The following is a 13643-nucleotide window of genomic DNA, read 5'->3' as shown; positions in this document are numbered from 1 at the left end:
CAACTCGACTTGTCCTAAACGGACATAGACTCTAGAGTTCGCTCCGAAAGCAAATTGCGCAACAACTTGCACAAGACACCAAGTTGATCAAGTCATTAAAAGCCAACTTTATCCATATATTTGGCAGCCGATTTGAAAGCACCACGGCAAGTAATGAAGTCTCACCAGAACACACTCTCACGGACCACCCAATCGTCAATGCTCGCGACCCGTTACATATCACTGGCCACCACCCCCATCAGCGAGAATGACTTCGCCGGTGCGGATGCGCGGTATTCCAGCGAGTTCGAGACGATTGAAGCCGGCCTGGAAAAAGCCGGCTCGATATACAGCGATGCCGGGCCGGACTGGCAGCAGATCGTGGTCCAGGCCGAACAGCTGCTGCGCAGCCTGTCGAAGGACCTGCGCGTGGCCTGCTGGTTGACCTGGGGCCTGTATCGTTGCGAAGGGATCAACGGGCTGCAGGCTGGCGTTGCCATGCTGGACAGCCTCATGCAGCACTGGGACGATCTGCATCCACGCAAGGACAGGACCCGCGCTGCAGCGGTCGGCTGGCTGGGCAACCGGCTCGAGGCAAGTCTGCCCGAGTTGCTGAACGCAAGCAGCAGCGCTCCCGCATTCCAGCACCTGCATGGCAGCCTGGACAGCCTGGATCAGCACCTGCAGCGCGTGCTGGGCGACCAGGCGCCGTTGCTGCAACCACTGTGCAGGCAGTTGCACAGCCAGATCGGCAAGAACGCCAGCACCGGCAGCGTAACCACATCCGTGCTCCCGCCGGTGGCTGCAGCGCCTGAGCATCCGCCCGCGCAGCCTGCGCCGACCAGTCCGGCACAGACGGCCAAGCCTATCGCCAGTGCCCGCGATGCGCACAAGGCCTTGCGCGCCCTGCAGGAGCAGGCCCGCTCGCTGTGCCAGTGGTGGCACGCCCAGTCAGCCATAGATCCGCGTGCCATCAGCCTGTCACGCACCCTGCTCTGGCTACCCATCGAAGCCCTGCCCGAACATGACGCCCAGGGCAAGACCGGGCTCAGGGGACTGCCGGTCGATCGCCTGAAGAGCCTGCAGGAACGCCTGCACCAGGGCCAGCCGGCAGAGCTGTTGCGTGAAGTTGAAAGCAGCCTGGCCCGTTCACCGTTCTGGCTGGACGGTCAGTACCTGGCCTGGCACTGCCTCGACGAACTCAAAGCCGACAGCGCCAGGCAGGAGGTCGAGCAGCATCTCGGTGGCTTTCTGCAACGCCTGCCGGGCATCGAGAACCTGCTGTTCTTCGATGGCACGCCATTCGCCAGCCAGCAGACCCTGGGTTGGATCAACAGCAGGGTGTTGCTGGATAGCGGCGCCATCGACAGCGGCCATACCGCAGCGGCACCCGGCATCGATGAACCCTGGGACGCTGCCCTGGCGGAAGCCGGTGAGCTGCTGCGCAAGGACGGCCTGAAGGCCGCACTGGCCCCCCTGAGAACCGGCAGCGCCAGCGCCCGCGGCGGACGCGCGCAGCTGCACTGGCAACTGGCGACCGCTCGCCTGTGCCTGCAGGCGGGCAAGCATGAACTGGCCAGGCATCTGCTCGAGGGCCTGGAACACAGCCTGCGACAATCGCAGCTGGCGGACTGGGAACCGCAACTGCTGGTGCGCGTCCTGCGCCTGCTGCTGAAAACGCATGACTTGCAGGGCGCCGGCAAGGCCTCGCGCCAGCAGCGCGAACAGATTCTACAACGGTTGTGCCACCTCGATTTCGACGTGGTGCTTGAGCAGGCCCTAGGGGCATAACGGAACAGGAGAACGAAAATGGCCAAAGACGGCTCGGTAGCACCCAAGGAACGTGTCAACGTTACCTTCAGTCCGGACACCAATGGCGCTCAGGAAGAAATCGAGCTGCCGCTGAAGTTGATGGTGCTGGGTGATTTCACCCAGCGCGAGGACGAGCGCAAGATCGAGGAGCGCCAACCCATTTCGATCGACAAGCACAACTTCGACGAGGTCCTGGCCAAGCAGGAACTGAACCTCAGCTTCAACGTACCCAACCGCTTGCAGGACGATGCCGAAGACGAAGACCTCGCGGTCAACCTGCGCATCAATTCGATGAAGGACTTCAACCCTGCCAACCTGGTGGAACAGGTTCCCGAACTGCACAAGCTGATGGAACTGCGTGATGCGCTGGTAGCCCTCAAGGGACCGCTGGGCAATGCGCCGGCTTTCCGCAAGGCCATCGAAAGCGTGCTCAGCGATGACGACTCGCGCGAGCGCATGCTCAACGAGTTGGGCCTGGCCGCCCAGCAGACCCCGGATGCATGAGACAAGGACGCCTGCCATGACTACCCAGACCGCACTACAGAGCACCCAGAGCAGCAGCGACAGCATTCTCGACCGTATCATCGCCGAGACGCGGCTGAACCCGGAGGATGAAGCCTACGGTATCGCCAAGCGCGGCGTGTCCGCCTTCATCGAGGAACTGCTGAAACCGCAGAACGACAAACAGCCGGTCAAGAAAGCGCTGGTCGACCGCATGATCGCCGAGATCGATGCCAAGCTCAGCCAGCAGGTCGATGCCATCCTGCACCACGCCAGTTTCCAGGCACTGGAATCTTCCTGGCGCGGGCTCAAGCTGCTGGTCGATCGCACCGACTTCCGCGAGAACACCAGGATCGAGCTGATCAACGTATCCAAGCAGGACCTGCTGGAAGACTTCGAGGACAGTCCCGACATCGTCCAGTCCGGCCTGTACAAGCACGTCTATACCGCCGAGTACGGCCAGTTCGGTGGCCAACCGGTCGGCGCGCTGATCTCCAGCTATTACTTCGATCCCAGCGCACCGGACATCAAGACCCTGCAGTACGTCGCCACGGTCGCCAGCATGGCCCACGCCCCCTTCATCGCCTCGGCCGGACCCAGGTTCTTCGGCCTGGAAAGCTTCAATGGCCTGCCCGACATCAAGGACCTGCAGGATCATTTCGAAGGTCCCCAGTTCGCCAAGTGGCAAGCCTTCCGCGAGCGTGACGATGCCCGCTACGTCGGCCTGACCCTGCCACGCTTCCTGCTGCGTACCCCCTATGACCCCGAGGAAAACCCGGTCAAGAGCTTCGTCTACAAGGAAAACGTCGCTGCCAGCCACGAGGACTACCTGTGGGGCAACACCGCCTTCGCCTTTGCCACGCGCCTGACCGAAAGCTTCGCCAGGTACCGCTGGTGTCCCAATATCATCGGGCCGCAGAACGGCGGCGCGGTGGAGGATCTGCCGTTGCATCGCTTCGAGAGCATGGGCGATATCGAAACCAAGATCCCCACCGAAGTGCTGGTCTCCGACCGCCGCGAGTACGAACTGGCCGAGCAGGGCTTCATCGCGCTGACCATGCGCAAGGGCAGCGACAACGCGGCCTTCTTCTCCGCCAACTCGGCGCAGAAGGCCAAGTTCTTCGGCAACAGCGAGGAAGGCAAGAACGCCGAACTCAACTTCCGCCTGGGTACCCAGTTGCCCTACCTGTTCATCGTCAACCGCCTGGCCCACTACCTCAAGGTCCTGCAGCGCGAGCAGATCGGTGCCTGGAAGGAGCGTACCGACCTGGAACTGGAACTGAACAAGTGGATCCGCCAGTACGTCGCCGACCAGGACAACCCGAACCCGGAAGTGCGCGGTCGCCGGCCACTGCGGGCCGCCCAGATCAAGGTCGCCGACGTGGCGGGCGAGCCGGGCTGGTACCGCGTCAGCCTCAGCGTCCGGCCGCACTTCAAGTACATGGGCGCCGACTTCACCCTGTCGCTGGTCGGCAAGCTGGACAAGGAGTAAGGCGCAATGAGCTATGGCAGCCTGTTTGAACGCCTGGCCGGTGAAACCGGCCAACGCCGCAGCCTGGCACAGACCGATGCGGTTGCCGCGTCCGTGTCGCGGCACCTGGCACGCATGCTCAGCACCCGTGCCGGCAGCGTGCAGACCCTGCCCGACTACGGGCTGCCTGATCTCAACGACATGCGCCTGTCGGTACACGATGCACTGCAGCAGGCACGTAGCGCCATCGAAGGCTTCATCGAACGCCATGAGCCCCGCCTGCATGGGGTACGGGTGATCGCCCTGCCACGCCACCATGACCCTCTGTGCCTGGCCTTCGCCATCGAGGGAACGCTGGAAGTGGATGGTCAGCGGCAGAAGATCAGATTTGCCGCCAGCCTCGATGGCAGCGGCAGGGTCCAGGTGCAGTAACCGGAGCCGACCGGCACTGGTCGGCTGATGGTTTTCATTTCAAGGAAGGTCGCGTGTCATTCAACCACTACTACCAGAGCGAGCTGACCGCCCTGCGCCAGATGGGCAAGCGCTTTGCCGAGCGCAGCCCGGCGCTGGCGCCGTTCCTCGGCCAGAGCGGCAAGGACCCGGATGTCGAGCGCTTGCTGGAGGGTTTCGCCTTTCTCACCGGGCGCCTGCGACAGAAGCTGGACGATGAGCTGCCGGAGCTGACCCACTCGCTGATGCACCTGCTGTGGCCCAATTACATGCGCCCGCTGCCGGCCTTCAGCATGTTGCAGTTCGATCCGCTCAAGCGCGCCGGCCCGGCGGTGCGGGTGGCACGCGACACCCCGGTCGAGTCCCGGCCGGTCCAGGGTGTCAGTTGCCAGTTCCGCACCACCAGCGAGGTCGACATCCTGCCGTTGCAGCTCAGCCACCTGGATTACTCGGTCAAGGGTGAAGGCGCCTTGCTCAGCCTGACCCTGTCCATGGCCTGCGATGGCCACCTGGGCGATCTGGCCCTGCAGCGCCTGCGGCTGCACCTGGCCGGCGAGCGCTATATCAGCCAGATGCTGTACCTGTACCTGCTGCGCCAGCTCGATGATATCCAGCTGGTGCTGCTCGATCAGCAAGGTCAGGCGCTCGACCTGTCGCGGGGGAGCCCGAGCGGGACCCTGCGGATTACCGCGCAGCAGGTGCAGCCGGGCGGATTTCATGACGACCAGGCACTGGTCCCCTACCCGCTCAATACCTTCAGCGGCTACCGCTACCTGCAGGAGTATTTCGCCTTCGAGGAGAAATTCCTGTTCGTCGACATCGGCGGTCTCGATTGCCTGGGCAACCTGGACCCCGCACTGCTGAAACAGGCCTGCGGCCTGGAGTTGCGCTGCCATATCCGCAAGACCGGCAGCCAGCGCATCCGACCGACACTGGACAATGTCCGCCTGTACTGCACGCCGGTGGTCAACCTGTTCAGCCACGATGCCACCCCGATCCGCCTCGACGGGCGTCAGGACCACTATCTGCTGCGTCCCGCCGAATACCCTCACCATCAATGCGGAGTCTATGCGGTCGAGCGGGTCACCGGCTGGAAGCCCGGCGGCATGGGCCAGCAGCAATACGTGCCGTTCGAATCCTTCGAGCATGACCGCAGCTTCGGCATCAGCCAGCCCAGGCCGTACTACAGCCTGCGCCAGTACCCGTCACTGCAGGGAGACGGGCTGGAGAGCTACCTCAGCTTCGGCGCACATGGCAGCGATCTGCATGAAACGCTATCGATCGAGCTGACCTGCACCAACCAGAACCTGCCCAGTCAACTCGGCCTCGGCGATATCTGCTGCCTGAGCGAGGACACGCCGGACTTCCTGGGCTTTCGCAACATCAGCGCGGTGACCTCCAGCTACGCGCCGCCGGTGGACAGCGACTTCCTGTGGAGGCTGATCAGCAACATGTCGCTCAACTACCTGTCGCTGGCCAATGTCGAGGCGCTCAAGGTGATGCTGCAGAGCTACGACCTGCCGCGTCATTACGACCAGCATGCCGCACGCATCGGCCAACGCCGGCTCGATGGCCTGCGACAGATCGAGCACAGCCATGTCGACCGCCTGCATGCCGGACTGCCGGTGCGCGGCATACGCACGGAATTGCAGATGGACGCGGAAAACTACCTGGGCGAAGGCGACCTGTTCCTGTTCGCCTCGGTACTCAACGAGTTCTTCGCCCTTTACGCCAACCTCAACTCGTTCCACGAGCTGCGGGTCAGGACCACCCAAGGAGAGCGGTATCAATGGACGCCACGCATGGGGTTGCAGCCCCTGCTCTGAGCAGCCTGGGCCGCAGCATTCGCGAATACAGCCTGTTCCAGGGTGTCATGCTGGTACTGCAACAGCTGCGTGAAGCGCATCCGCAGCTCGATGACGAGGCGCTGTACGAGCGCCTGGAATTTCAGGCCAACCCCAGCCTGGGATTCCCCGGCACCGACATCGAACGCGTCGAGTTCTTTCACGAGGACGGCGAGTTGCGCGCGCGCCTGCGCGTCAACCTGATCGGCCTGTTCGGCTCCAGCTCGCCGCTACCGGCGTTCTACAGCGAGCAGGCGCTGGGCGATGGCCCGGGCGGCAACCCGACGCGCGACTTCCTCGACCTGTTCAACAACCGCCTGCAGCGCCTGCTGCTGCCGATCTGGCGCAAGTATCGTTATCACAGTCGCTATCGTGAAGGCGCCGCGGACAAGGTATCGAACCACCTGTTCGCACTCATCGGCCTGGGCCATCCGGCCCTGCGCGACAGTGGAGAACTCAACTGGAAACGCCTGCTGCCCTATCTGGGTCTGCTGAGCATGCGCGCGCAGTCCGCAGCATTGCTGGAAGCGGTGCTGCGCTACTACTTCAAGCACCGCAGCATGCATATCGAGGAATGCATCGAGCGCCAGGTCAGCATCGACAGCCAGCAGCAGAACCGGCTCGGCCAGGCCAACAACCAGCTCGGCAACAACCTGGTGCTGGGTGACCGCATCCGTGACCGCAGCGGCAAGTTCCGCCTGCATATCGGTGAGCTCGACTGGGAGCGCTTCCATGACTTCCTGCCTACCGGCAAGGCCTACCACCCGCTGCTGACACTGCTGCGCTTCTGCCTGCATACACCGCTGGCCTATGACATTCGCCTGCAGCTGCGCCACGAAGCCGTCCACCCCCTGCACCTGGCCAACGATAACCGCTGCCGGCTGGGCTGGACCAGCTGGCTCGGGCAGGTCCGGGACAACCCCGCGGTCACCCTGGCCGGACGAATCAAGGATTGATCAACATGATGACACTGGATATCCAGAAACTGGTCCAGGCACTGGACAGCCACAGCCGCCATGACCTCGAGGCCGCCGCCGAGCGTTGCCTGCTGCGGCGTGCCGACAAGGTGCAGATCGAGGACCTGCTGCTGGTGCTGCTGGAGCGCCCGGACAGCCTGTTGAGCCAGGCCCTGCTGGATGCCGAGGTCGATATCGACGGCTTCCGCGAGCTGCTGCAACCCTGCGGCGGGGGCGACGGCAGCCGCAGCCCGAGCTTCGCCCCGGAACTGGTGCAATGGCTGCAGGATGCGCTGCTGGTCGCCACCCTGGAGCTGGGCCGCAGCAGTATCAACCAGGCCGCCCTGTTGCTCGGCCTGCTGCGCAACCCGGTACGCCATGCCGGCAGCCGCTACCAGCCGATACTCGAGCGCATCCACAGCGAACGGCTGAGCGAGTATGCCCGCGCCGCCCAGCCCACGGCGGCAACGCCGACGACGGTACAGGACTCGGCATTGGCCCGCTTCACCCACGACATCACCCGGCAGGCACGCGACGGCAAGCTCGACCCGGTACTGTGCCGCGACCAGGCACTGCGCCAGATGATCGATATCCTCGCCCGCCGACGCAAGAACAACCCCATAGTGGTCGGCGAGGCCGGTGTCGGCAAGACCGCCATCGTCGAGGGCCTGGCCCTGCGCATCGCCGCTGGCGAGGTACCCGAGGCGCTGCGTGGCGTTGCGCTGCTGTCGCTCGATCTCGGCCTGCTGCAGGCGGGGGCCAGTATCAAGGGAGAGTTCGAGCGGCGTCTGCAGGGCGTGATCGACGAGGTCAGGCAGTCGCCCAGGCCGATCATCCTGTTCATCGATGAAGCCCACACCTTGATTGGCGCCGGCGCCCCGGCCGGCGCATCGGATGCCGCCAACCTGCTCAAGCCGGCGCTGGCGCGCGGGGAGCTGCGTACCATCGCCGCCACGACCTGGAGCGAATACAAAAAGTACTTCGAAAAGGACCCGGCACTGGCCCGCCGCTTCCAGCCGGTACAGCTGCACGAACCGGGCACCACCAATGCCGTCACCATCCTGCGCGGCCTGGCACCACTGTATGAACGCAGCCATGGCGTCTACCTGCGTGATGATGCGGTGGTCGCCGCCGCCGAACTGTCCGCCCGTTACCTGGCTGGCCGCCAGTTGCCGGACAAGGCCGTGGACGTGCTGGATACCGCCTGCGCACGCGTGCGCATCAGCCTCGCCTCGGCCCCAGAAGCCATCGAACGGCTGCGCAGTGAGATCGCCGAAGGTGAGCGCCAGCTGCTGGCCCAGCAGCGCGACCGGGACGCCGGCCTGCAGCCGGACCCCGGTTCGATCGAACGGCTGCAGCTGCGATTGCAGGAAGCTGGCGAGCAATTGCATGTCTTGCAGGATGACTGGCAAAACCAGCGCCAATTGGCCAGCCGGCTGCTGGAGCTGCGCCAGCAATGCGCCCAGGCGCGCCAGGCAAGCAGCGAGGCATGGCTCGACGGCCATGCCGATCAGCCACCCGCCGCGGTCGATCTGGCGCAGCTGGAAGCGGAACTGGCCGCGTTACAGGAGCGCCTGCAGGCGATCCCCGCCGACCGGCGACTGGTCAGCCATGAAGTCTCCCCGCGCCTGGTGGCCGAGGTCATCAGCCACTGGACCGGCGTACCCGTGGCGCAACTGGCACGTGAACACAACAGCCGGATCGCCAGCTTCGCCGAGGATCTGCGCCAGCGCATCCGCGGCCAGGAACAAGCGGTGCTGGCAGTGGATCGGGCCATGCGCGCAGCGGCCGCTGGCCTGAACAATCCCGACGCACCGGTGGGGGTGTTCCTGCTGGTCGGCCCCAGCGGCGTCGGCAAGACCGAAACCGCCCTGGCGTTGGCCGACCTGCTGTACGGCGGTGAGCGCTTCCTGACCACCATCAACATGTCCGAATTCCAGGAGAAACACAGCGTCTCGCGCCTGCTGGGCGCACCTCCCGGCTATGTCGGCTACGGTGAAGGCGGCATGCTCACCGAAGCGGTACGGCAGAAGCCCTACTCGGTGGTGCTGCTCGACGAGATCGAGAAAGCCGATCCGGACGTGCTCAACCTGTTCTACCAGATTTTCGACAAGGGTGTGGTCAATGACGGTGAGGGGCGCGAGATCAACTTCCGCAATACCCTGATCCTGATGACCTCGAACCTGGCCAGCGAACAGATCAGCCAGCTCTGCGCCCAGGGGCAGCGGCCCGACACCGAGCACCTCGAACAGAGCATACGCCCCAGCCTGAGCCGGCATTTCAAACCGGCGCTGCTGGCGCGTATGCGCGTGGTGCCCTATTACCCGGTCGACGGCGAAGTACTGCGCGAGCTGATCGGGCTCAAGCTGCAGCGTTTCGCCAGTCGCCTGCAGCGTCGCCAGCTCGGCTTCAGCCACTGCCCCACACTGGTCGAGCACTTCGCCGAACGCTGCCGGCACGGCGACAGCGGAGCGCGGCTGATCGACCACCTGATCGACCAGCAACTGCAGCCGCTGGTCGTCGATCGACTGCTGGACAGTATGGCCGCAGGCGACACGCTCAGGCATGTGCATGCCACCCTGGATGATGAAGGAGGCCTGCTCTGTGAGTTCGCCTGAGTCGCCGCCGCTGTTCGAGCAGCTGGCGCAGCCACTGCAATACGCCGAGGATCTGCTGGCGCATTTTGCCGTGCTGGCCCGCAGTCGTGACAGTGCGCAGCTGAGGGAGCGACTGGTCATGGCCGCTGGTGAACTCAGCCACTGCCCGTTGAGCCAGTTGTACCTGCTGGATGTGACCCATACGCAGCTGACCCTGGCGGCCGAGTGGCTGGATGGGCAGCGCTACGCAAGGGAAACCGACAGCCTGCCCAGCGACTACCATGACCAGCAGTTGCTGCAGTACTGCCTGTGCCAGAACCAGCCGCTGCATGTGCAGCATCTCGACGCCAGCCTGTATGCCACCACCTTCCTGCCGGGCGAAACGACTGACTGGCGCAGCCTGCTGTGTCTGCCGCTGCTGGACGACCAGCAGCATGTAGCCGGGCTGTTGCTGCTGGCCAGCCGCCAATCCCGGCAGTTGCAGGGCTACGTCGACTCCTTGCAGATGCTGGGCAATGTCACCCTGCATCAGCTGCAGCTGTTGCACCAGCTGCAGCCGGAACATCCCACACGCCAGGCCAGCCAACCCGAGCCGCCACCGGCGCTGGCCCGCAGCTACGGCCTGATCGGCCAGAGCGCAGCCATGCAGGCGGTCTACCAGTTGATCAGCAAGATACTGCACAACCCGGTCACCGTGCTGATCACCGGCGAAACCGGCACCGGCAAGGAGCTGGTAGCCCGCGCCATCCATGACTACGGCTCGCGGCGCAGCCAGCCCTTCATCGCCCAGAACTGCGCCGCATTGCCCGAGCAACTGCTGGAAAGCGAGCTGTTCGGCTACCGCAAGGGAGCCTTTACCGGTGCCGACAAGGATCACCGCGGCCTGATCGACAGCGCCGATGGCGGCACGCTGTTTCTCGACGAGATCGGCGACATGCCCCTGCCGCTGCAGGCCAAGCTACTGCGCGTATTGCAGGAAGGAGAAATCCGCCCACTGGGCAGCAACGATACACACAGGATCGACGTGCGCATCCTCGCCGCCACCCACCAGGACCTGCATGAAATGGTACGCCAGGGGCAGTTCCGTGAAGACCTGTACTACCGCCTCATCCACTTCCCGATCGACCTGCCGCCGCTGCGCGAACGCGGCAACGACATCCAACTGCTGGCGCGCCGCTTCGTCGAGGACGCCTGCTGCTTCCTGCAGCGCGAACCCTGCTACTGGGCCGAGGACACCCTGGAGCGGCTCGGCAGCTACAGCTTCCCCGGCAACGTGCGCGAACTCAAGGGCATGATCGCCCGTGCCCTGCTGCTGTGCGACGACAACCTGTTGCTGCCCGAGCACTTCAACCTGCCGCAGGACAGCCAACCGACCAGCGGCATGAACCTGCGCGATCACCTCGAACGCATCGAACGCAACCTGTTGCTCGACAGCCTGCAACGCAACCAGGGCAACCAGACCAACGCCGCCAACGAGCTGGGCTTGCCACGCCGCACCCTGCTGTATCGCATGCAGCGGCTGAACATCAGCCCGGCTGACCTCAAATCCAGGGAGAGGAATCATGTTCAATCCGGCCAATGAAGCCCACTTCACCCTGCACCTGCCCGGCCTCGAACACGACTTCAAGGTGCTCGAATTCCGTGCCCGCGAAGCCCTCAACCAGTGCTACCGCATCGAGCTGCAACTGGTCAGCGAACAGCCCGACCTGGATCTCGAAGCCCTGCTGCAACGCAGCGCCTGGCTGGACCTGGGCAACGGCAGCGGTCTGCACGGCCTGGTGCACCACGCCGCCATCGGTGAATCCGGCCAGCGCCTGACCCGCTACCGCCTGGAACTGGTACCGCAACTGCACTACCTGACCCTGCGCCACAATCAGCGCATCTTCCAGCACCTCAGTGTGCCGCAGATCATCGCCCGCCTGCTCGAAGAGCACGGCATCCACGCCGATGCCTACGCCTTCCAGCTCGGCAGCGAGTATCCCCAGCGCGACTACTGCACCCAGTACGCCGAGAGCGACCTGCATTTTATCCAGCGCCTGTGCGAGGAAGAGGGCATTCACTACCACTTCCGCCACAGCCAGGACGGCCACCTGCTGGTATTCGGCGACGACCAGACCGCCTTCCCCCGTCTTGAACCGACCGGCTTCTGCCAGGGCAACGGCCTTGTCGCCGATGAATCGGTGATCAAGCGCTTCGGCGTCCGCCTGGAAACCCGCAGCAGCCGCGTCACCCGCCGCGACTACGACCACACCAAGGCCCGCCTGCTACTGGAAGGCGAAGCCCGCAGCGAGCAACTGCCGGATCTGGAGGACTACCACTACCCCGGCCAGTTCCACGACCGCACCCGCGGCAAACACCTGGCCCGCCGCACCCTGGAACGCCACCGCAGTGACTACCGCCAGGCCAGCGGCCACAGCGACCAACCGACCCTGCGCAGCGGCCACTTCCTCGAACTACAAGGCCATCCCCGCACCAGTTGGAACGACCTCTGGCTACTCACCGACATCCACCACCACGGCAAACAACCCCAGGTACTGGAAGAGTCCATTACCAATACCACCAGCACAACTACCTCAGGACAGCACTGGTTTACTCCCTCTCCCCTCGCGGGAGAGGGCCGGGGAGAGGGGGAAAAAGCCTTCTACCAAGGCTACCGCAACCACTTCACCGCCACCCCCTGGGACACCCCCCACCGCCCAGCCCTGCACCACCACAAACCCAAAGTGCTGGGCACCCAAACCGCCACCGTCACCGGCCCCGAGAACGAAGAAATCCACTGCGACCCCCAGGGCCGGGTCAAGGTCCAGTTCCACTGGGACCGCGAAGGCCAGGCCGACGCCCACACCAGCTGCTGGCTGCGGGTAGCCAGCAGCTGGGCCGGCAACCAGTGGGGCAGCATCGCCATCCCGCGCATCGGCATGGAAGTGCTGGTCAGCTTCCTCGAAGGTGACCCGGACCAGCCACTGGTCTCGGGCTGCCTGTACAACAGCGCTCATCAGGTGCCCTATGCGCTGCCGGAACACAAGACCCGCAGCCTGTTCAAGAGCCAGAGCAGCCCCGGCGGAGAGGGCTTCAACGAACTGCGCATCGAGGACAAGGCCGGCGAGGAGCAGATCTTCATCCACGCCCAGCGCGACTGGGACCAGCGCATCCAGCACGACCAGCGTATCCACGTCGGCCATGAACGGCATGAGCGCATCGAAGCCAACCGCTATACGGAAAACCTGGCCGAGGAGCACCACCGAACCCATGGCGATAGAAAAACCGAGATCAAGGCCGATGACCACCTGACCGTCGGCAACAACCAGCATATCAAGCTGGGTCAGGGTCAGTTCATCGAGGCCAGTGAGGAAATCCACTACTACGCCGGCAATAAAGTGGTGATCGAAGCCGGTATGGAACTCACCGCCAAGGTTGGCGGCAGCTTCATCAAGCTCGACCCCAGCGGTATCACCCTGAACGGCCCAAGCATCAGGATCAATGCCGGAGGCGCGGCTGGGCGTGGCTCCGGGCTGGGCATTCTATTGCCAGCGCCTGTCCACCTCGCGGCCTTCGAGCAGCATGGCCAGCCACTCGAGAAGGCACTAGCCAATACTCCTGACAACCCGCTGGAAACCGGGCCACCTATCTACCGTTTCAACATGCAACTGCGCGATGTGCCTGGCGATGACGGCTTCCCATTGGCTTTCACTCCCTGGCTGATCCAACGGGGCGAAGAAGAACCATTGCTTGAAGGGATAACGGATGACCAGGGGCGGATAGCACTTACCAGCGAACAGGAAGAGTTGCTCTCCCAGGCCGTGCATTCGGCTGCCGGGAACGTCTGGCTCGGTTATCCCGGGCAGCGTATTGCCTTGAGCCTGCACCGGGAACGGGCAGACCGGGATAAGACCGACGTCGCTGTGGCCGCCCTCGGCTATCAGCCCGCCAGCCACAGTCATCAAGCCGGCACCCTTCTGCACGAACGGTGCACACAGGACAGCCCCTGCGACGGGGATATCTATGCCCACCTGCAATCGAGAGAGTGACCGGC

9 protein-coding genes are annotated in these 13643 nt (G+C 64.2%); all 9 read left to right on the top strand.

The features are described 5' to 3' along the window. The first annotated feature begins 198 nt into the window (after window positions 1–198). Genes tssA through H6X51_RS13240 form a run of 9 tightly spaced genes read left to right on the top strand, consistent with a single transcriptional unit; the run spans window position 199 to window position 13638 of the window. The gene (gene tssA / locus H6X51_RS13280) at window positions 199–1770 is read left to right on the top strand and encodes a type VI secretion system protein TssA (protein WP_185267970.1); all 1572 of its coding nucleotides are present in this window, start codon (window positions 199–201) and stop codon (window positions 1768–1770) included. Between the two features lie 18 nt (window positions 1771–1788). Then, window positions 1789–2295: a type VI secretion system contractile sheath small subunit gene (gene tssB / locus H6X51_RS13275; protein WP_185267969.1), complete on the top strand. Its 507-nt coding sequence runs from the start codon at window positions 1789–1791 to the stop codon at window positions 2293–2295. A 16-nt stretch (window positions 2296–2311) separates the two neighbouring features. After that, window positions 2312–3784 (top strand): type VI secretion system contractile sheath large subunit, encoded by a 1473-nt coding sequence (gene tssC, locus H6X51_RS13270; protein ID WP_185267968.1) that lies wholly within the window; start codon window positions 2312–2314, stop codon window positions 3782–3784. A gap of 6 nt (window positions 3785–3790) precedes the next feature. Then, the gene (gene tssE / locus H6X51_RS13265) at window positions 3791–4195 is read left to right on the top strand and encodes a type VI secretion system baseplate subunit TssE (protein WP_185267967.1); all 405 of its coding nucleotides are present in this window, start codon (window positions 3791–3793) and stop codon (window positions 4193–4195) included. 53 nt (window positions 4196–4248) lie between these two features. Continuing rightward, window positions 4249–6039 (top strand): type VI secretion system baseplate subunit TssF, encoded by a 1791-nt coding sequence (tssF, locus tag H6X51_RS13260; RefSeq protein ID WP_185267966.1) that lies wholly within the window; start codon window positions 4249–4251, stop codon window positions 6037–6039. Then, window positions 6003–7013, top strand: a complete 1011-nt coding sequence (gene tssG, locus H6X51_RS13255; RefSeq protein ID WP_185267965.1) for a type VI secretion system baseplate subunit TssG — start codon at window positions 6003–6005, stop codon at window positions 7011–7013. Before tssF ends, tssG begins: the two co-directional genes overlap by 37 nt. Before the next feature lie 5 nt (window positions 7014–7018). Further along, window positions 7019–9631, top strand: coding sequence for a type VI secretion system ATPase TssH (tssH, locus tag H6X51_RS13250; RefSeq protein WP_185267964.1), 2613 nt, complete (start codon window positions 7019–7021; stop codon window positions 9629–9631). Window positions 9632–9641: 10 nt separating this feature from the next. Next, window positions 9642–11192 (top strand): sigma-54 interaction domain-containing protein, encoded by a 1551-nt coding sequence (locus H6X51_RS13245; protein WP_185267984.1) that lies wholly within the window; start codon window positions 9642–9644, stop codon window positions 11190–11192. Beyond that, complete coding sequence (locus tag H6X51_RS13240) at window positions 11173–13638, top strand: type VI secretion system Vgr family protein (protein WP_185267963.1); 2466 nt, start codon at window positions 11173–11175, stop codon at window positions 13636–13638. The genes H6X51_RS13245 and H6X51_RS13240 overlap by 20 nt, the downstream gene beginning before the upstream one ends. Window positions 13639–13643: the final 5 nt, after the last annotated feature.

The sequence above is a fragment of the Halopseudomonas xiamenensis genome, from assembly GCF_014219065.1.
GTDB lineage: Bacteria > Pseudomonadota > Gammaproteobacteria > Pseudomonadales > Pseudomonadaceae > Halopseudomonas > Halopseudomonas xiamenensis.
Note: the sequence above shows the minus strand (reverse complement) of the source record. Positions and strands in the feature narration are given on the sequence as shown.